The sequence below is a fragment of the Duganella sp. CT11-25 genome (assembly GCF_047302815.1).
GTDB lineage: Bacteria > Pseudomonadota > Gammaproteobacteria > Burkholderiales > Burkholderiaceae_D > Rugamonas.
In genome coordinates, this window is sequence record NZ_JBKBFD010000001.1 from 4,825,779 (window position 1) to 4,845,586 (window position 19,808).

General features: G+C 63.5%; 14 protein-coding genes, 2 tRNA genes and 1 rRNA gene. 5 read left to right on the forward strand and 12 right to left on the reverse strand.

What is annotated here, in order from left to right:
- Positions 1–17: 17 nt before the first annotated feature.
- Entirely contained in the window at positions 18–962 is a 945-nt protein-coding gene (locus ACEN9F_RS20690; protein WP_413422866.1) for a CAP domain-containing protein, read from the reverse strand.
- 140 nt (positions 963–1,102) lie between these two features.
- On the opposite strand from ACEN9F_RS20690, the gene pssA reads away from it, so the two are divergent.
- Complete coding sequence (gene pssA, locus ACEN9F_RS20695; RefSeq protein ID WP_413422868.1) at positions 1,103–1,858, forward strand: CDP-diacylglycerol--serine O-phosphatidyltransferase; 756 nt, start codon at positions 1,103–1,105, stop codon at positions 1,856–1,858.
- A 14-nt stretch (positions 1,859–1,872) separates the two neighbouring features.
- Here pssA and ACEN9F_RS20700 read toward each other — a convergent pair whose 3' ends face one another.
- Entirely contained in the window at positions 1,873–2,799 is a 927-nt protein-coding gene (locus ACEN9F_RS20700; RefSeq protein WP_413422870.1) for an aldo/keto reductase, read from the reverse strand.
- 156 nt (positions 2,800–2,955) lie between these two features.
- Between ACEN9F_RS20700 and ACEN9F_RS20705 the strand changes: the two genes are divergently transcribed.
- Positions 2,956–4,287 carry an EAL and HDOD domain-containing protein gene (locus tag ACEN9F_RS20705; RefSeq protein WP_413422872.1) on the forward strand — a complete coding sequence of 444 codons (1,332 nt, stop codon included), beginning with the start codon at positions 2,956–2,958 and terminating at the stop codon, positions 4,285–4,287.
- 63 nt (positions 4,288–4,350) lie between these two features.
- Here the strand turns inward: ACEN9F_RS20705 and ACEN9F_RS20710 are convergent, their stop codons facing one another.
- From ACEN9F_RS20710 to ACEN9F_RS20755, 10 genes are all read right to left on the reverse strand, one after another.
- A complete protein-coding gene (locus tag ACEN9F_RS20710; protein ID WP_413422874.1) occupies positions 4,351–5,496 on the reverse strand; it encodes a D-alanyl-D-alanine carboxypeptidase family protein in 1,146 nt (381 codons plus the stop codon).
- A 46-nt stretch (positions 5,497–5,542) separates the two neighbouring features.
- Positions 5,543–6,208 (reverse strand): alpha/beta hydrolase, encoded by a 666-nt coding sequence (locus ACEN9F_RS20715; RefSeq protein WP_413422875.1) that lies wholly within the window; start codon positions 6,206–6,208, stop codon positions 5,543–5,545.
- Between the two features lie 4 nt (positions 6,209–6,212).
- The gene (locus ACEN9F_RS20720) at positions 6,213–6,530 is read right to left on the reverse strand and encodes a (2Fe-2S) ferredoxin domain-containing protein (RefSeq protein WP_413422877.1); all 318 of its coding nucleotides are present in this window, start codon (positions 6,528–6,530) and stop codon (positions 6,213–6,215) included.
- A gap of 27 nt (positions 6,531–6,557) precedes the next feature.
- Positions 6,558–7,733, reverse strand: a complete 1,176-nt coding sequence (locus ACEN9F_RS20725) for a VanZ family protein (protein ID WP_413427125.1) — start codon at positions 7,731–7,733, stop codon at positions 6,558–6,560.
- On the reverse strand, positions 7,730–8,341 hold the full coding sequence (locus ACEN9F_RS20730) for an ABC-type transport auxiliary lipoprotein family protein (protein WP_413422879.1): 612 nt from the start codon (positions 8,339–8,341) through the stop codon (positions 7,730–7,732). The genes ACEN9F_RS20725 and ACEN9F_RS20730 overlap by 4 nt, the downstream gene beginning before the upstream one ends.
- A gap of 10 nt (positions 8,342–8,351) precedes the next feature.
- The gene (locus ACEN9F_RS20735; protein ID WP_413422881.1) at positions 8,352–9,290 is read right to left on the reverse strand and encodes an MlaD family protein; all 939 of its coding nucleotides are present in this window, start codon (positions 9,288–9,290) and stop codon (positions 8,352–8,354) included.
- Positions 9,290–10,132, reverse strand: coding sequence for an ABC transporter ATP-binding protein (locus ACEN9F_RS20740; RefSeq protein WP_413422883.1), 843 nt, complete (start codon positions 10,130–10,132; stop codon positions 9,290–9,292). Before ACEN9F_RS20740 ends, ACEN9F_RS20735 begins: the two co-directional genes overlap by 1 nt.
- Complete coding sequence (locus tag ACEN9F_RS20745) at positions 10,129–11,244, reverse strand: MlaE family ABC transporter permease (protein WP_413422885.1); 1,116 nt, start codon at positions 11,242–11,244, stop codon at positions 10,129–10,131. Before ACEN9F_RS20745 ends, ACEN9F_RS20740 begins: the two co-directional genes overlap by 4 nt.
- Before the next feature lie 99 nt (positions 11,245–11,343).
- Positions 11,344–12,816 (reverse strand): DUF4080 domain-containing protein, encoded by a 1,473-nt coding sequence (locus tag ACEN9F_RS20750; RefSeq protein ID WP_413422887.1) that lies wholly within the window; start codon positions 12,814–12,816, stop codon positions 11,344–11,346.
- Between the two features lie 62 nt (positions 12,817–12,878).
- Positions 12,879–17,330, reverse strand: coding sequence for a carbohydrate binding domain-containing protein (locus ACEN9F_RS20755; RefSeq protein ID WP_413422889.1), 4,452 nt, complete (start codon positions 17,328–17,330; stop codon positions 12,879–12,881).
- Between the two features lie 604 nt (positions 17,331–17,934).
- Here ACEN9F_RS20755 and ACEN9F_RS20760 point away from each other — a divergent pair.
- The 3 genes from ACEN9F_RS20760 to ACEN9F_RS20770 all read left to right on the forward strand — a co-directional run bounded on the left by ACEN9F_RS20760 (position 17,935) and on the right by ACEN9F_RS20770 (position 19,710).
- A 16S ribosomal RNA gene (locus tag ACEN9F_RS20760) occupies positions 17,935–19,463 on the forward strand.
- An 81-nt stretch (positions 19,464–19,544) separates the two neighbouring features.
- Positions 19,545–19,621 (forward strand) — tRNA-Ile (locus ACEN9F_RS20765).
- Positions 19,622–19,634: 13 nt separating this feature from the next.
- Positions 19,635–19,710 (forward strand) — tRNA-Ala (locus tag ACEN9F_RS20770).
- Positions 19,711–19,808: the final 98 nt, after the last annotated feature.

Here is a 19,808-nt window from a genome sequence, read left to right on the forward strand (position 1 = left end):
TGCAACAACGGAGGCCTTTATTTGGTGGTGAACGACCAGTTGCGCGTGACGGCCATGCCGGACACCGTGCCGCTGAAGCTGACATCGTAGATGGTGGCGTTCCTGAGCGGCGCCAGCGGCACGATGGCGGCGCCGCTCCTGCCCGTGTCGCCGTCGGTGGCGTTGCTGAGCAGGCGCACGGCGAGCGTGCTGCCGCCGCGCGGCGCCACGCTAAAGTTTTGCACCGTCACGCCGCTGCCGCCGTTGTCGGCGTGTACGCTGATCGGGTAGCCGACCTCGTTCTGCCCCGGCACCGGATCGGGCGATTCGCTGTCGCTGAAAAAATTGGTCGGCACGTTGACCTGGTTGTTGACCGGATAGACGACGAACTGGCCGGCGCCCAGGCCGCTGTAGCCGTTGACCACGGTGAAGTCGGCGGTGAAATAGGTATAGCCGTTGGACGTGGTGGCCGCGCCGGCGCCGATTTCCTTGAAGATCGGCTCGAAGATCACGAAGCGGTGGTAGATGGCGGCGATCAATTCCTCGGCCTGGTAAAAGCCGGTGCTGTTGGAGGTGGCGGAAATCACCTCGCCGAGCGCATAGGGGCGGATCAGCGCATAGTTCGCGGCGGTGAGCCGGTCGGTCAGCGTCACGCCGGTAAAGCCGGGCTGGCCGGGCGTCTGCTCGTGGGTGATGGTGTTGTTGGTGCGCTGGTAGTCGGAATGTCCCTGCGCGGCCGCATCGATCCTGCTGTTGCGCACCAGCACCGACAGCCCCAGCTGGGCGCGGCGATAGTTGATCCAGTTGTAGCCGTCGAGCGCGTTGTTGCCGGTCAGCGTGGGCGCGCCCGGTTCCTGCATCGGTGCCGACGGCGTGGTGGTCGGGCCGGTCACGGCGGTGGTGTCGCTGCCGCCGCCTCCGCCGCAAGCGGCCAGCAGCAGCGTTGCCAGCAGCGCGGCCAGCGGTAGTCGCCATTTCATCATGATGGACTCCTGTGTAGTGCCCCCGATTTTAGGACGGATTTCAAATCGGCAGCACTCGTTAGATGCGAACCACGCGGGGTAAAATGGTAAGCTTGCCTTTTTTGATTGCGTCCAATTTGAAGCCCTTACACCAACAGCGCATGCAGCGCGCCAAATTCGCCTTGCCCAGCATGGTCACGCTGATGTCGATCGCCTGCGGTTTCGGCAGCATCGTCATCTCGGTCGATAACGCGTTGGTCGGCTCGGCGCAGGACTACCGCCTGGCCGCCATCCTGCTGGTGCTGGCCGGCGTGTTCGACGCGCTCGACGGCTTCGTGGCGCGCGCCACCAACACCGCTTCCGAATTCGGCATGCAGCTCGACTCCATCGCCGACGTGATGAACTTCGGCTGCGCGCCGGGGCTGCTGTTGTACTGCTACGGCTTCGTGCAACTGGGCGTGGACCATCCGACGCTGCTGCGCATGGGCGGCATCGCCAGCTTCTTCTTTGTCGCCTGCGGGGCGCTGCGGCTGGCGCGCTTCAATGTCATGGTGGGGCGCACCGATCCGCGCTACTTCGTCGGCATGCCGATCACGGCGGGCGCGGCCTGCGTGGCTTCGGTGGTGGTGGCGTGGCCGGATCCGGCGGCGTCGATGCTGCATGCCGGCCTGATCGTGCTGCTGCTGTTCGTGGTCGGCGGCCTGATGGTGTCGACCGTGCGCTTTCCCAGCTCCAAGCAAAAGAAAAGCTGGGGCGCGCTGGCCGCGCTGCTGGTCAACCTGGGATTGCTGGCGTGGCTGCAGGCCAGTTATTTCGTGCTGTTCTTCGCCGTCTATATCGCCGGCACGCTGGCGCTGAACCTGGCCTGGAAAAGCGGCTGGAAGGGCGTCGCCCCGCCAGCCGTGTATGAAGACTAAGGACTAAGCTTCCATTACGCCACTTCGTGACCGCGCGCCGCGCGCAGGATCTCGAACCACTGGCTGCGGCTCAAGCTGAACTGGGTCGCCTGCACCGCTTCCGCCACCGCCTCGATGCGGCCCGAACCGGTCAACGGGACAGGGCGGCTCGGCAGCTGCATAATCCACGCGAACACCACGCTGCCGAACGGGCGCTGCAGTTCGTCGGCCACCTTCTGGATCGCCGCGCGCACGCGCGCGCCGTCCGCATCGCCGCTGCTGAACAAACGGCCGCCGGCCAGCGGCGACCAGATCATCGGCGCCACGCCCAAGTCTTGCAGGCCATCGAAGGTTTCATCGAACATCGGCGCCACATTCAGCGGCGAGAACTCGACCTGGTTGGTGGCCAGCGTGATGCGGCGGTTCAGGCTCTCGAACTGGTGGCGGCTGAAATTTGACACGCCGAAATGCTTGACCTTGCCGTCCTGCCGCAGGCGCTGGAAGGCGCCGGCGATGTCGTCGAAGTCCATCAGCGGATCCGGGCGGTGGATCAGCAGCAGGTCGAGGTGGTCGGTGCCCAGCTGGCGCAGCGAGTTTTCCGCCGACGCGATGATGTGGCTGGCGCTGGTGTCATAGTGCTGGATCGTATGCTCCGGGCGCGCCGCGTTGACCAGCTTGATGCCGCACTTGCTGACGATCTGCATGCGCGCGCGCAGCGACGGCTGCAGCGCCAGCGCCTCGCCGAACACCGCTTCGACGCCATAGCCGCCGTAGATGTCGGCGTGGTCGAAACTGGTCACGCCCATCGCCAGCGCCTGTTCTATCCAGGTCACGCGCTGCTGCGGCGTCAGCTTCCATTCATTCATGCGCCACATGCCGGCCACGATGCGCGACAGCGTCGGGCCGCCTTTGCTGGTGGCGATGGACGGGCAGGACAGATCGGTCGTTGCAACGGTGCTCATGAGCGGACTTTCAGGGTTGAAGGAATGCGGAGATTATAACGACAAGCTTGTACTTTAGTTACTTTCAATGCTAGTGGTTTTTTCGGCAGGAATGTTTTCGGGCCGGGATTTCATTGTATGATCGGTAAAACAATGCGGCACCGGACGGAGGAATCAATGGGATTTTTATCGTTTCTGAAATCAAAACCGGAACCTGAAACCGTCGCCGCCGCCCCCGCCGCGGCGTCCGCGCCGGTATCCGCTCCGGCACCGGCGCCGGGCGGCGACAGCGCCGCCATCGTGGTGCGCTCCGAGATCGTCGACGAGCGCCACCGCCTGTGCGGCTACCGTTTCTCCGTGCCCTTCGGCGGCAACCGCGCGCCCTTGCCGGAAACCGTATTCATCGAAACCCTGGTCGCCGCGCATATGCCGGAGTTTGCGCAGCAGCGCATCGCGCTGGTGCAGATCAGCCCGGACGCGGTGGTGTTCAACCGCCACCTGCCGCTGGTCGCGCCGCACACCATCTTCATGCTGGACCGCAAGAGCGCCAATTTGCCGGTGGAGCAACTGGCCGGCCGCATGGCGGCATTGCGCGAGTCCGGCTGCAAGGTGGCGCTGCGCGGCGTGTCGCTGGATACCGAGGATGCGGCGCTGATGGCGCTGTGCGACGTCGCCATGCTGTACCTGAATGAACATACGCTGGCCGAGTTCCAGTCGCTGACCAAGCAGCTGCGCATGCGCTATCCCGACATGAAGCTGGCGGTCGACGGCGTCGAGTCGTGGGACGAGCAGCGCATGTGCATGTCGTGGGGCTGCAATTACTTCATGGGCCATTTCCTGACCACCAGCGACAAGGTGGATCCGGACGCCAAGGTCGACCAAAGCCGCATGACCTCGATCGAGCTGCTGAATCTGCTGCGCTCCGATGCCGAGCTGCCGGCGCTGATCGAGGTGGCCAAGCGCGATCCCGGCATGACTTATCAGGTGCTGAACTGGGCCAACGCGCCGAGCAACGGCCAGAGCACCAAGGTGACCAGCTTGCAGCAAGCCTTCATGGTGCTGGGCCGTAACCAGCTGTATCGCGGGCTGACGGTATCGATGTTCCGCCTGGGCGGCGGCGCCAACAAGGACCGCGACGAGTCGCTGCTGGAAGTGGCGCTGACGCGCGCGCGTTTCCTGGAGACCTGCAGCGCGCTGCCGCAGGCCAAGCGCGATGAATTGTTCCTGGTGGGTTTGCTGTCGCTGTTCGATGCGCTGCTGGGCGTGCCGATGGCCAGCCTGGTGGGCAAGATGCATCTGTCGGACGAGATCCGCGACGTGCTGCTGGGCAGCGAGGGCGTCTACGGCCCTTACCTGATGATGGTGATGCTGCTGGAGCGCGACAAGGTCGAGCGCGCGATCGAGATCGCCGAGAAGCTGGGGATCGATGTCGATGGGCTGGGCGCGGTGGGCCAGGCGGCGTTCAAGTGGGCGCAGGAGTCGATGCACCACACCAACGCGGAAGATTAAAAAAGCCCGCGTGCCCTGCGACGGCCAAGGCCGCCGCACGGTCACGCGGGCTTTTTCATGCGTTTATTTCAGCCAGAGGCGGATCGAATCCCAGGCGCGGCCGAAGATCGAGGCCTGGTCCACCGTCTCCAGCGCCACCACCGGCAGTTCCAGCAGCGGCTTGCCGTCCACCACCATCTTCAGCGTGCCGACGCGGCTGTTCTGCGCCAGCGGCGCGACCAGCGGATCCTTGCGTTCCAGCGCCGGCTTCATCTTGGCGGCCACGCCCTTCGGCACGGTCACCAGCACGTCGTTCGGGAAGCCGATCTTGACGGTGCTCTTGGAACCCTTCCAGATTTCCGGCTCGGCGATCGCCTGGCCCTTCGAGTACAGCTTGACCGTGTCGAAGTTCTGGAAGCCCCAGTTCAGCAGCTTCTGGCTTTCCTGCGTGCGCGACTGGTCGGACGAGGTGCCCAGCACCACCGAGATCAGGCGGCGCTCGCTGGCGCCGTTCGGGCGGTGCGCCGAGGCGATCATGCAATAGCCGGCGGCGTCGGTGTGGCCGGTCTTCATGCCGTCCACGGTCGGATCCAGCCACAGCAAACGGTTGCGGTTCGGCTGGGTGATCTTGTTGTAGGTGAAGCTCTTGACCGAATCGATCTTGTAGAACTCCGGGAAGTCCAGGATCACGCGCTTGGCCAGCACCGACAGGTCTTGCGCGGTCGAATAGTTTTCCGGGCTGGGCAGGCCGTGCGGATTGGCGAAGTGGGTCGAGGTCAGGCCCATGCGCTGGGCTTCCTTGTTCATCTGCGCCACGAAGGCGGACTCGTCGCCGGCGACGGCTTCGGCCAGCGCCACGGCGGCGTCGTTACCCGATTGCACCATCAGGCCGTACAGCAGGTCGTTGATGCTGACCGGCGTGGCCGGGTCGATGAACATCTTCGAGCTGCTCGAATCGACCTTCCAGGCCTTGGTCGAGACGTTGACCATCTGCTTCAGGTCGATCTTCTTGTCGCGCAGCGCGCCGAAGGTGACGTAGGCGGTCATGATCTTGGTCAGCGAGGCCGGCTCGATGCGGGCGTTCGGATCCTGCGAGGCGATGATCTGGCCGCTGGTGGCGTCCAGCAGCAGCCAGGACTTGGCGGCGATGGTCGGGGCCGGCAGCGTTTGCGCGACGGCGGCGCTCATCAACATCACACTGGTGGCCAGAGCCGCGATAATTTTTTTCATGTGGTCGTGTTCGGTGGAAAGTTAAAAGCGTGGGAATTATAGGGCTTTAGTCCGCTGTTGCGGTGTCCGTTTCATCTTCGGCAACATCGGTCGGGCGGTGCCACAGCTGCACGACCCAGCTCTTGATGTGCTGCAGCTTGCGGTGGAAGAAGTGGTCGGCGCCGGGAATCACGATCACCGGGATGTCCTGCGGGCGCAGCCAGTCCAGCACGTCGACCAGCGGGATGGTGTCGTCCTGCTCGCCGTGGATCAGGATGGTGTCGGCCGGAATGGCCGCCATTTCCCACTTCTTGGCGGCGGCGCCGACCAGCACCAGGCGCTCGGCCGGGTTGCCGGCGGCGGCCAGGCGCTGCGCCAGGTGCGACTGCACGAAGGTGCCGAACGAGAAACCCGCCAGCGCCACCGGCAGGCCCGGATATGTGGCCGTCATCCACGCATGCAGCAGCGCCATGTCGTCGGTCTCGCCGATGCCGTGGTCATGCACGCCTTCCGAGGCGCCGACGCCGCGGAAGTTGATGCGCGCCACCACGTAGCCGAGGTTGACGAAGGTGCGCATCAGCGTGACGGCCACCTTGTTGTCCATCGTGCCGCCGTACAGCGGATGCGGGTGGGCCACCAGCGCGATGCCGCGCGGCGCGCCGGCCGGCTGGTCGATCAAGCCTTCCATTTGGCCGGCGGCGCCGGCCAGGGTAAATTTTTCGCTTTTGTTCATAGGGTCAGATCTTGAGACGTTCGACAACCTTGCCCTGCACCAGGTGGGTGTCGATGATTTCGTCGATGTCGCTGGTATCGACATAGGTGTACCAGGTGCCTTCCGGATAAACCACCAGCACCGGGCCTTCTTCGCAGCGGTCGAGGCAGCCGGCCTGGTTGATGCGGACCTTGCCCGCGCCGTTCAGGTTGAGTTCCTTGCAGCGCTTCTTCGCGTGTTTTTGCGCGGTTTCCGCGCCGTGGTCGCCGCAGCTGTTGCGGCCGTCGTCACGCTTGTTCATGCAGAAGAAGACGTGGTGCTTGAAATAGGGGGTGTCGCTCATGGCATTACCTCTGGAAAGTCGTAGCCGCTATGATACCCGTGCTTGGCTCGCGGCGTTGAGCTTGTGGGCCGGCAACCATAGGAACCAGACGGCGAAGAACGGCCACAGCAGCGACAGGAATTGCGCCGCGCCGTTGAAGTTCAGGAACTTGCCCTGTACCCATGTTTGCAAAGTGGCCACGAAATACGGGTTGGCCGGCGTGGTGTTGACGATGATCAGGCTCAGCAGCAGGGTGGCGATCGCCAGCCGCCGCTGCGCCACGTGCGGCGCGAACGCCAGGCCGGCCAGCATGATGGCGCCGATCAGGAAGCCGCCCTGGGCGCCGGGCGTGATCCAGGCGAAGGCGTTTTCCGGCGAGAACAGCAGCGCCGTCGCCAGCGCCTTGACCACGATGGCGGCGGCGATCATGGCGCCCACCAGCAGGCCGCGCGGGGCCGGCCTGCGCAGCAGGCACAGCAGGGTCAGCACCGCGCCCACCATGCCGCAGGCGGTGATGATGGTTTCGGACAGCCAGTACTGCTCCACCGTCAGCACCGCGTCCGGCCGCACGAAGCTGGCCAGGTCGATGTCCATGTCCAGCAGTTCCGACAGCCAGTCCGACAGGATGGGCAGCAGCTGGCCGAGGCCGAACAAAAAGCTTTGCGGATAGATCTGCGCCAGCGGCCACAGCGCCAGCAGCACCAGGCCCTGGCTGGCGTGCGGCGCGAACCAAGCCTGGCGCAGGCGCTGCAGCTGGCTTTGGTCGAGCAGGCGGCGCACCGTCAGCACGCCGATCAACGCGCCCAGCGAACAGCCGGCGGCGTTGGTGTAGAAGTCCAGGTTGGACGAGACGCGGCTGGGCAGGTAGGTCTGCACCGCCTCCATCGTGCCCGACACCAGCAGGCCGCACACGCTGGCCAGCAGCAGGGCCCACACGCCTTTGACGCGCGGGTACAGCGCGTAGACGATCAGGACCCCGAGCGGCACGTAGCCGACGATGTTGATGATGGCGTCGAACTTGGTCCAGTAGCGCGGCATGCTGGTCGACTCGAGGAAGATCAGCGGCGACAAGCCCTGGTTGTGCCAGCCGGAGAACGGGAACCAGCTGGCGTAGACGATCAGGAACAGATAGGCCAGCAGCGCCGCGCGCGTGAACGGCGACGTCTTGCCGGCCGGGGCCAGTGGACCCGGTGCCGGCGGTTGGTCGGGCGCGGCTTCCGTCATTCCTTCGAAGGCGGCAGCGCCGCCAGCCATGCCAGCACGTCGGCGGCCACCGCGTCGGCAGCGTCGGCCAGCGCGCTGGCGCCGCCGGCGGCATCGGCGCTGGCGGCGGGCACGCTGCGGCTGAAGGTCTTCTGGTCCATCAGCTTGTGGCTGCGGAACACCGAGGCGCGCAGGCGCAGCACGCCGCTGCTGCTGGTGGCCGTGTCGAAGTTCTGCGTGAAGTCTTCCACCTCCATGCGCAGCAGGTTGGTGCTGGCGGCGGCGTCGGTGGTCGACAGTACCTTGACGCCGGCCTGCGCGATGCGCGCCTTCATGCGCTGGGTCAGCAGCTGCAGCGGGGTGCTGGTCCACTGGTTGTAGGCGTAGGGGCGCGATTGGCGCGCATCGGCGTACAGCAGGCGGTAGTGCATGCGCTCCGAATCCAGCGCGGCCGGGCCGCTGATGTCGGCGACGATGATGGCGGCCGGATTGGTGGTCTGAACGGAGGCCGAAGCGGCCGGCAGCGGGCCGAAATCGTACTGCGCGGTCGACGGACCCTTGCTGGCGCAGGCGCCGAGCAGGAGCGCGATGGCGGTGGCGGCGATGCGGGTGCGGATGGCAGGAATCATCTGGTTATCCTTATTTGGTCGGAGCGGTAAAGCCTTCTTCGCCGGGACCCGGCGGCGCGCCTGGGGCGCCGAAGATCAGGCTTTGCGGACGGTCGTTGATCTTGTTCATGGTCTTGCGCAGCGCGCGCATCGACGAGCGGGTGTCGTCGGACAGCGAGTTCACCTGCGGCAGCGTGTCCAGTTCCAGGCCGCCGGCCACCGCCTCGACCGAGCCGCCGATGCGTTCCACCGTGCCGGTGATGCGGGCTATCGGCCCGCCCGGAGCCTGCAGGCTGGTGGTCAGCTTGTTGACATCGTTGGCCAGCGCGGTGACGGAGTTCAGCGTTTTTTGCGTCTGCTCGGCCAGTGCCGGCAGCTTGTCGATGGTCGGCTTCAGCTTCTGCGGCAGCTCGCGGTATTCGTTGGCGGTTTCGCTGACGTCGGAGAAGGCGGCCAGCATGGTCTTCTGGTTTTCAGGGCTGAGCAGCGTGTTCAGCCGGCGCGTGACTTCCTCGGTCTGGGTCAGGATTTCCTTGCCGCGTTTTTCCAGCTGGTCGAAGAAGCCCTGGCGCAGCGGGATGCGGGCCGGCTTGTCGGCGCTGGTGGGCAGCAGCGGCGAGCCGACCTGGTCGTCGTCCAGCTGGATGAAGGCGATGCCGGTCACGCCCTGGTAGCCCAGCGTGGCGAAGGTGGTCTTGGTGATCGGCGCGTCGGTGTTGATGTTGAGCGTGACGAGGATCTGGCCGGTGACCTGCTGGTCGAAGGCGATGTCGCCGACCTTGCCGACCTCCAGGCCGCGGTAGCGCACCGGCGCCTGCGGATTCAGGCCCGGCACCGATTGCGCGGTGGCGATCACGTAGGGAATGCGTTCGACGCGGTCGCGGTTGAACCAAAGCCCGAACAGGATCGCCGCTATCAATAGCGTGATCGTGAAGAAGCCGGTGGTGAGGGCGTGAGATCGGTTTTCCATCAGTGCTCCGTTGGTGTTTTTTGGTCCAGCGCTTCCAGCGCGCGGCGGCCGCGGTCGCCAAGGAAGAACTCCTTGATAAAGGGATGATCGACCTTCAGCACGTCCTGCAGGGGACCGAGCGCAATCACGTGTTTTTCGGCCAGCACGGCGATGCGGGTCGACAGCGCGAACAGCGTGTCGAGGTCGTGCGTGACCATCACCACCGTCAGCCCCAGTTCGCGGTGCAGCGACTTGATCAGCGCGACGAAGGCTTCGGACAAATCGGGATCGAGGCCGGCGGTCGGCTCGTCGAGGAACAGCAGTTTCGGTTCGAGCGCCAGCGCGCGCGCCAGCGCCACGCGCTTGACCATGCCGCCGGACAGGTCGGACGGCATCTTGTTCGCGTGCTCCGGGCCGAGGCCGACCATGTTCATCTTCAGCAGCACGGCGTCGCGGACCAGGTCTTCCGGCAGCGTGTGCAGCTCGCGCATCGGCTGGGCGATATTGTCGAACACCGTCAGCGCGGAATACAGCGCGCCCTGCTGGAACAGCATGCCCCAGTGATTGCGCAGCTGCTGCAGCTGGTCGGAATCGATTTCGCTGATGTCCTCGCCGAACACGCGCACGCAGCCGCGCGCCGGGCGTTCGAGGCCCAGCATCTGCCGCACCAGCGTGGTCTTGCCGGTGCCGGAGCCGCCGACGATGGACATGATCTCGCCCTGCTCGATCTCCAGGTTCAGATCCTGGTGCACCACGGTGCGGCCGTACTTGGTCCACAGGCCGGTGATCTCGACCACCGGCACGCTGCCGTCCAGCGTCAGTTCGCCGGTGCCGGGACCGCAGGAGCTTTCGTATTCGCTCATTTGAACCCCACGCCGCTGAAGATGATCGCGAACACGGCGTCGGCCAGGATCACTGCGGTGATCGCGGTGACCACCGAGGTGGTGGTGCCGCGCCCCAGGCTTTCCGTGTTCGGTTTGATACGCAAGCCGAAATGGCAGGACACCAGCGCGATCAGGATGCCGAACACGACGCCCTTGCCCAAACCGATGACGTAATTGGCCAGCGCCACCGCGTCGGGCAGCTTGCCGATGAAGTATTGCGGAGACATGTTCAGTTCAGCCTTGGCCGATATCATGCCGCCGATCAGCGCCATCGTATCGGTCCAGATCACCAACAGCGGCATGGCGATCGCCAGTGCCAGCACTTTCGGCATGATCAGGCGGAAGCCGTGCGAGATGCCCATCACCAGCATCGCATCGAGTTCCTCGGTTACGCGCATCACACCCAACTGCGCGGTGATGGCGGAGCCGGAGCGGCCAGCCACCAGGATGGCGGCCAGCAGTGGCCCGAGTTCGCGGATAATGCTGATGCCGAGCAGATTGACCAGGAAGACGTCGCCGCCGAAGGCGCGCAGCTGCTGCGCCGACAGATAGGAAAACACCACGCCGATCAGGAAGCCGACCAGCGCCGTGATGCCCAGCGCCTGGAAGCCGGCGTGGAATATGTTCGCGGAGATTTCCTTCCACGGCCCGCGCGCGGGGTTGCGGATGAAGCGGCCCGTGTCCAGCGTGACCTGGCCGATCAGGCGGATGAAGGCGGCCATGTGCTCGAAGAACAGCAGCATCGCGAAGCCGAGCTTCATCACCCACGTCAGGCGCTGCTGGCGCGGGCGCGGGAGTTCCAGCTTGCCGGTGGTTTCGAGGCGCTTGAAGAATTCTTCCTGGCCCGGCGCCAGCTGCAGGCTGGCGGGGCGGGCCTTGCCCCAGGCGTTCCAGAACAACTGGGCGCCGATGTGGTCCATGCTGTCGATGGCCGACAAGTCCCACTTGATGTTATCGGCGGAGATGGATTTCAGTACCGCGGTAATGGTGGCCATGGCCTTGCCCTGCGCCAGCGCATGGACTTGCCAGGTGCCGCCAGCGGCGACGGCACCGGAGTTGAGGGTCAGGGTAGGCTCTTGGGCAGTAGGCATACCGCCAGTTTAAGGGAGTTTGCGCCTGACCGCTACCAATGTTCATGCCCGGGGTGCGCTGCCGCGCTCTGGCAAAAGGCGGAAGGGCGGGGCGGTGCCTCAGGCGGCCAGCCTGCGGGCCTGGCGCTTGGGCGCCGGCGTCTCGACGACTTTTGGTTTCGGCCCCGCATAATCGCTGGCCAGCAGGGCGTCGGCGGCATCCTTCTCCATGCCCTGGGTTTGCAGGTATCGGGACACCATCGCCACCAGCCGTTCCAGCGCGATACGGTGGGTCGCATCGGTATTCGCGTACAGCCAGTCGGAGAACGCCATGAAGCGCTCGAACGCCGAATCGCCCAGCAGCACCGGCAGCGTGTGGCCGAAGCGGCCCGAGTTGGCCACCAGGTCCCAGTAGCGTGCAAAGCGCACCAGCCGCTGCATGGTCGGGAAGTCGATGTCGCGGTTGGCCAGGATGGTGTACGGCGCATACGGCTCGAACACCAGTCCGAACTCCTGCGTATGGCGGATGATCGGCGTGCCGCGCAGCCGCTTCAGGATGCCGAACTGGATCTCGTGCGGATTCAGCGCCCACAGCTTGTTGAAGCCGATGGCGAAGCTCTCCACCGTCTCACCCGGCAGGCCGGCGATCAGGTCCACGTGCATGTGCGCGTTGGATTGCTCGGTCAGCCAGCGGATATTGTCGGCCGCCTTCTGGTTATCCTGCTTGCGGCTGACCAGCGTCTGCACTTCCGGGTTGAAGCTCTGGATGCCGATCTCGAACTGCAGCGCGCCGTGCGGGAATTTGCTGATGCCCTCTTTTAGTGCGTCCGGCAGATGGTCCGGCACCAGCTCGAAGTGGGCGTACACCGGATCGTCCGGATTGGCCTCCAGCTTATCGAGGAAGAACTGCATGATCTTCAGGCTGGTCTTGATGTTCAGGTTAAACGTGCGATCGACGAACTTGAACAGCCGCGCGCCGCGCGCATGCAGCGATTCCATCTCCGCCAGGAAGCTCTCCAGCGCGAACGGCCACGCCGTCTTGTCCAGGGCGGACAGGCAGAACTCGCACTTGAACGGGCAGCCGCGCGAAGCCTCCACATAGATCGTGCGGTTCTTGATATCGTCGTCGCTGTACAGCGAGTAGGGCAGCTTGATCTCGGCCATCGGCGGCTGAACGCCGGCGTGGATCTTCATCAGCGGCTTGGGGCCGTTGAGGATCTCGCCGCACAGCTTGGGGAAGGTCACATCGCCCCAGCCGGTGATCAGGTAGTCGGCCAGCTTGACGATTTCCTGCTCGTTCGATTCGTAGGACACCTCCGGCCCGCCCAGCACCACCGTCACCTGCGGCGCGACGCGCTTCAGCATGGCGACGACCTTGGTGGTTTCCTCGACGTTCCATATATAGATGCCGAAGCCGACGATCTTCGGCGCATGCGCCAGGATGCGTTCGACGATTTCGGTGGTCTTGGCGCCGATGACGAATTCCTGCAGGCGCGTCTGTTCCTGCAGCGATCCCATATTCGCTAGTAGATAGCGCAGCCCCAGCGAAGCGTGGGTGTAGCGGGCGTTGAGGGTGGTCAGCAGGATGGTCATGGCACGGCGTGGGGGACAGGCAAAGGACGTATTTTACGCCTGTCCCCCGTCGCGCCGTGGTTTTACAGCTTGAAGTTGCCGTCGTTACGGTCGGTTACGCCACTGCAGGTGGCCGGTGTGGTCAGCTCGCGGTTGCCCGAGGACGTGACCTGGTTGCTCTCCCAGGCCGCCGTGCTGCCGTTCCACTTGACGTACTTGTACTGCACCGCCGTGCCGGCCGGCAGCGTCACCGTGCCGCTCCATGGCACGTTGGCGCCGCTGCCCTGGATCGCCAGCGCGAAGCCGCTGGCCGGGGTCCAGTTGCCGATCGCCGCCTGGCTGCCGACCAGGTACAGGTTCTGGCCGGTCACCGTGCTGGCATTGGCGATGGTGAACTTGACCTGGCAGCCGCTCGCCGCCGGCGTCGGCACGCTGAGCGCCGCGCTGGCCGCCGAGATATTGCCCGCCGCGTCATAGGCCTGCACCGTGTAGCTGTAGGTGGTCGACGCGGCCAGGCCGGTATCGGCGTAGCTGGTGCTGCTGCTGGTGCCCACTTGCGCGCCGTTGCGCAGCACCTTGTAGCCGGTGACGCCGACATTGTCGGTCGACGCGGTCCACGACAGCGTGAGCGAGGACGCGGTGACGTTGCTGGCCGCCAGGCCATCCGGCACCGTCGGCGCGGCGTTCTCGACGCCGGCGCACGGGTTGGTGGTGGTGATCGCGCCCGCGTTCACGGCCGCTACACCGGCGGCCAGCGCGTAGTTGCCGCCGCCGTTGTTGTCCCAGGTGCCGGAGCCGTTGTTGAAGGTCGCCGCCAGCCCAGCGGCGGCGCCCAGCGATACCACTTTCGACTTCCAGCCGGTGCAGGCGCTGTCCATCGCCACGCCGGGCGAGACGGTCCAGGTTCCGCCGGTCGGCGCGTAGTGCAGGTAGACCGCGCTCCAGTTGGCGTTGTTCTTGTAGTAGACCGTGGCGCTGTTGTTGACGATCGCCGTGGTGGTCACGCTCAGCGCCGTGCTGGCCGCGGAGACATTGGCCGCCGCGTCGAAGGCCTTGACCGTGTAGCTGTAGGTGGTCGATGCCGCGACGGTGGCGTCGGTGTAGCTGGCGCCGCTGGCCACGCTGGCGATCTGCGTGCCGTTGCGGAAGACATAGTAGCCGGTGACGCCGACGTTGTCGGTGGCCGCCGTCCAGCTCAGCGTGACGCTGTTGGCGCCCACCGCGCTGGAAGCCAGGCCGGCCGGAGCGGCTGGCGCCGTGGTGTCGGCGACGCAGGGATTGACGCCGCTGGTGACCGCGCCGTTCTCCACGTCGACGATGCCGGTGCCCAGTGTGTAGTTCTTGCCGCCGTTGTTGTCCCAGGTGCCGGAGCCGTTGTTGAAGGTCGCCGTCAGGCCGGTGGCGCTGGCCAGGTTGGCGGTGTAGGTGGTCCAGCCGGTGCAGGCCAGCGCCATGGCGACGCCGGGGACCGTGGTCCAGGTGCCGCCGGTCGGCGCGTAGTGCATATTGGCGGTGGTCCAGCCGGTCGGCAGGCGGTAGTAGACCTTGGCGATATTGCCGGCGGCCGTCGTGACCGATGCCGCGGCCGATGCCGCCGAGACGTTGCCCGCCGCGTCCAGCGCCTTGACCGTGTAGCTGTAGGCGGTGGCCGGCGTCAGGCCGCTGTCGGCAAAGCTCGTGCCGCCGCTGACGCCGACCTGCACGCCGTTGCGGAACACCTGGTACTGCGCCACGCCGTAGTTGTCGGTCGCGGCGGCCCACGCCAGCGTCAGGCTGCTGGACGTGATGGCGGAGGCGGCCGGCGTGCCCGGTGCGCCAGGTGCGACGGTGTCGGCCGCCTGCGTGGTGACGGCCTTGTTCGGGCTGGCGCTGGACTGGTTGCCTGCCGCGTCATACGCCACCACCGCGTAGGTATAGGCGGTGGAAGGCGCCAGGCCGCTGTCGGTATAGCTGGCGGTGGCGCTGGTGCCGACCTGCACGCTGTTACGGAAGATCTTGTAGCCGGTGACGCCGACGTTGTCGGTGGCGGCCGGCCAGGCCAGCGTGACCGAACGGTCGGTAATGGTGGACGCCGTGATCGCGCCCGGCGCGCCAGGCGCGGTCGAGTCGATCACCAGGAATGGATACACGCCGGCCACTGTGCCGTTGGCGTCTTCCACGAAGCCCGAGCCGGTGGTGGTCGGCGTGTACTTGCCGGCGCCGACGTAGACCTGCTGGATTTCCGAGCGCGTGACATTGCCCTTGCTGTCGGTCGCCTCGACGTAGTAGTCCAGCAGCTGGTTGCGGTAGTTCGACAGGTAGGTGTAATACAGGTCGCCGATCTCCTGCGCCGGCAGCACGGCCAGCGTGTCCTTGGTGGTGGCGTTCCAGGCCACGCCGTTCATGTCGGCCTGCAGGTCGCGCACCTGCATGTTGTACTCGTCCCATGCGCCGACATTGCCGGGCGCGATGGACAGGCCGGCTACGCCCGCCATCGCGGCCGGATCGTAGACCTTGTAGGTGTCGTCGCTGGCATTGATGGTGTTGCTGCTGTGGACCCGCACCTTGACCTTGGCGCTGCTGATGCCGGAGACGTCATAGGCATAGGTGTAGATGGCGAAGTCGTTGCTGTAGTGCTGGATGGTCCAGCCTTCCGCCTTGGAAGCGTTGACCGAGCCGGGATTGTACGGATAGCGTTGCGGCCACCACACCGATGGCCCGGTATGGTCCTGCGCCAGGTTCGCCTGCACATACGGCTTGGAGAAGGCCAGCGAGTTGTTGAAGGCCAGCGTAGGCTTGACGCTGTCGTCCTTGTTCTCGTCGTAGTAGCCGAAGCCGGAATCCATCGCCGGCAGCAGGAAGTACCACGCCAGTTCGGCCGGATTGGCGCCGCCCGCATAGTCGGCGGCGGCATTGCCCTTGACCGGATAGGACATCATCCACGGATTGAGCTGGTTGCCAGGATAGGTGACCTGGTTGTCCAGCGTGGTGCTTGGCGACCAATGATTCGGGTGGCCGTCCAGCCAGATTTGCTCGGCGGTTTTGGCGTAGTTCATGGACGCCTGCAGCAGCGCGAAGTTACGCTCCAAATAGTGCCAGCCATATTCGAACGATACGGTGGCGCCTTCCTGCAGGCCCTTCAGGTTGACCTTGGGCGCGAGGCTCAGGCCATTGACGCGGTTGAAATCGGCGAACTGGCCTTTCCAGATCAGGAACGGCAGCCGCCAGTGATACCAGGTCGGATCCGACGAGGAGTCGCGCGTGTCGACCCAGGAGCCGTCCTGCACGTGCTGTACGTCGCTGGCCGGAATCGGCTTGGCTTTCAGGTATTCGTCGATGCCCAGGCAGTAGCCGTTGCCGGAGCAGGTGGTGTTGTGGCCCGCCTGCCAGGTCGACAGCGCGCCGGCGCGGCCGCCGGAATTGTCGCCGTCGTGCGCGACCACGAAGAACTGGCGCGGCTCCAGTGCCGCATAGGGCGCGATCTCGTCGACCGTGGTCGAGCCTTCCCAGCCTTCCAGCCAGGAGCCGTTCTGGCTGACCGGGATGCCGGCGATCTTGCTGACCGCGCCGGTGGCGGGATCGACCGCGCGCACCCAGTGCGGCGTCGAGGCGAACGGGAATTTGTTGACGATGACCTGCTGCTCATGCGCCATGCCGGCCGCGACCCAGCTGCCGGTGGTGGAGGTGTTTTGCAGGTCGGCGCGGTTGGGCGGCGAGACGATGGTGTCGCCGGTCGCGTCGTAGGTGGCGTACGGATAATCCTTCAGCGTGCGCGAGTAGTGGTTATTGCCCAGCACCGACCATTGCACGCCCAGCTTGGCCAGCGTCGGGATCAGGCGCTCGGAGAATCCCAGCTCGGTGGGGAAGAAGCCCTTGGACGAGACGAAGTTCCCGCCGAGGAAATACGGTTGGGCCAGCGTGGCGTTCTGGTAGATCAGATCCTTGAGGAAGTAGTCCGGTCCGACCAGCGGTCCCATCGTGTGGTGGCCGGTGAAGTGGACCGTATCGAGTGTGCGGTAGTTATTGGTGGTCTTGAGCGTGCTGAAGGTATTGGCCCACGACTGTCCCCAGGACGGGTTGCTGTAGCCGGGCACGTTCTGCAGCGTCGCCAGGCTCTGCACGTTGTTGATCACGGCGCCGGACATGGTCACGTGCACCTGGCCCTTGGCGCCGGACCAGCTCTGCATCTCGTTGGCCACCTGCATGGGCCAGTACTGGTAGGCGCCGGTCTTGGCGTCCGGCGTGTAATAAGTCACCAGGTCGTCGTGCGGCATGATGCCGCCGCCCAGCGAGGCCGGCAGGTAATAGCTGTAGCCGGACGGCGGATTGGTCTTCAGGTTGATGACTTCGCCGTCATAGGTATAGCGGATCGGCGCGCCGACGGCGGTGCCGTTGTACTTGGCCGTGACGTCGACCGCATAGAACGGCCAGAAGTTCGGCATATGGTTGTGATACACATGGGCCGCCGGAATGGTGCCGGACGACGCCAGGCCGGGGAAGCCGGTGGCAAACAAGCCCGCGAGGCAGAGCGCCAGCGGTTTTTTACGAAGTTGCATGGTCCATATCTCCTTTTTAGTTTTGACTACATAAGTACTGCGCACAACAAAATTGGATAGGCGTAGCTGCGCCTCGCGGACCGGTGCGATTCAAAACAAAGAGGGGATGTGTCCAGTGGTGTACTTCAGCTACCTTGATAGTCACTCGGATAGCAAGGTGAGTAGGTAGAATCTACGCTTGTGGTATTTTTAAGTCAATGTTTACCGTTTTGTTTGATGTAGTTTACCTACAATTAAAAACTTCTTGCGTGTTCGTCAGTGGGTTTGCTATAGTTCGGCCCCTCGCAGAACAACGCATCGAAATGTGAAGTAAAGCGAGGGGTTGACGAGATAAACGAAACACTTCATAATCTCGCTTCTGTGCTGATGAACACAACGCTTCTTCAGCAGGCAACACCGAATTGAAGTTCTTTAAAAATTAACAGTCGATAAGTGTGGACGTTTGATGAGAGTGCACGCGGAACTTCGGTTCCGCGATACTTAAAATATCAAATGTTCACAAGAAGTAATGAAATAGGCGCTATGAAAATAGTGGCCTGTCAGTATTTTGAGTGAGCGACCCGTCGAAAGACGGTGACACGAAAGTGTCAAATAAACAGAGATTAAACTGAAGAGTTTGATCCTGGCTCAGATTGAACGCTGGCGGCATGCCTTACACATGCAAGTCGAACGGCAGCGCGGGGCAACCTGGCGGCGAGTGGCGAACGGGTGAGTAATATATCGGAACGTACCCTGGAGTGGGGGATAACGTAGCGAAAGTTACGCTAATACCGCATACGATCTAAGGATGAAAGCAGGGGACCGCAAGGCCTTGTGCTCCTGGAGCGGCCGATATCTGATTAGCTAGTTGGTGGGGTAAAGGCCCACCAAGGCATCGATCAGTAGCTGGTCTGAGAGGACGACCAGCCACACTGGAACTGAGACACGGTCCAGACTCCTACGGGAGGCAGCAGTGGGGAATTTTGGACAATGGGCGCAAGCCTGATCCAGCAATGCCGCGTGAGTGAAGAAGGCCTTCGGGTTGTAAAGCTCTTTTGTCAGGGAAGAAACGGTGGGGGCTAATATCCCTTGCTAATGACGGTACCTGAAGAATAAGCACCGGCTAACTACGTGCCAGCAGCCGCGGTAATACGTAGGGTGCAAGCGTTAATCGGAATTACTGGGCGTAAAGCGTGCGCAGGCGGTTTTGTAAGTCTGTCGTGAAATCCCCGGGCTCAACCTGGGAATGGCGATGGAGACTGCAAGGCTAGAGTTTGGCAGAGGGGGGTAGAATTCCACGTGTAGCAGTGAAATGCGTAGATATGTGGAGGAACACCGATGGCGAAGGCAGCCCCCTGGGTCAAAACTGACGCTCATGCACGAAAGCGTGGGGAGCAAACAGGATTAGATACCCTGGTAGTCCACGCCCTAAACGATGTCTACTAGTTGTCGGGTCTTAATTGACTTGGTAACGCAGCTAACGCGTGAAGTAGACCGCCTGGGGAGTACGGTCGCAAGATTAAAACTCAAAGGAATTGACGGGGACCCGCACAAGCGGTGGATGATGTGGATTAATTCGATGCAACGCGAAAAACCTTACCTACCCTTGACATGGATGGAATCCTTGAGAGATTGAGGAGTGCCCGAAAGGGAACCATTACACAGGTGCTGCATGGCTGTCGTCAGCTCGTGTCGTGAGATGTTGGGTTAAGTCCCGCAACGAGCGCAACCCTTGTCATTAGTTGCTACGAAAGGGCACTCTAATGAGACTGCCGGTGACAAACCGGAGGAAGGTGGGGATGACGTCAAGTCCTCATGGCCCTTATGGGTAGGGCTTCACACGTCATACAATGGTACATACAGAGGGCCGCCAACCCGCGAGGGGGAGCTAATCCCAGAAAGTGTATCGTAGTCCGGATTGTAGTCTGCAACTCGACTGCATGAAGTTGGAATCGCTAGTAATCGCGGATCAGCATGTCGCGGTGAATACGTTCCCGGGTCTTGTACACACCGCCCGTCACACCATGGGAGCGGGTTTTACCAGAAGTAGGTAGCTTAACCGCAAGGAGGGCGCTTACCACGGTAGGATTCGTGACTGGGGTGAAGTCGTAACAAGGTAGCCGTATCGGAAGGTGCGGCTGGATCACCTCCTTTCTAGAGTGGCACGGTCAGCAATGACCAGCTCATCAAGCGTTCACACTTATCGACTGTCAATAGATAGAGAACAGCAATATTGGGGCTGTAGCTCAGCTGGTTAGAGCACCGTGTTGATAACGCGGGGGTCGTTGGTTCGAGTCCAACCAGCCCTACCAGTGGTACCCATTGGGGGGATTAGCTCAGTTGGGAGAGCACCTGCTTTGCAAGCAGGGGGTCGTCGGTTCGATCCCGTCATCCTCCACCAAATGCTTTTACGTAAGCCGATCAGGTTTAGGTAAGAGCAGTTCTCGTTCTTTAACAATCTGGAAGAAGTAAGTAAATTTTTATTGATCGCAACACCGA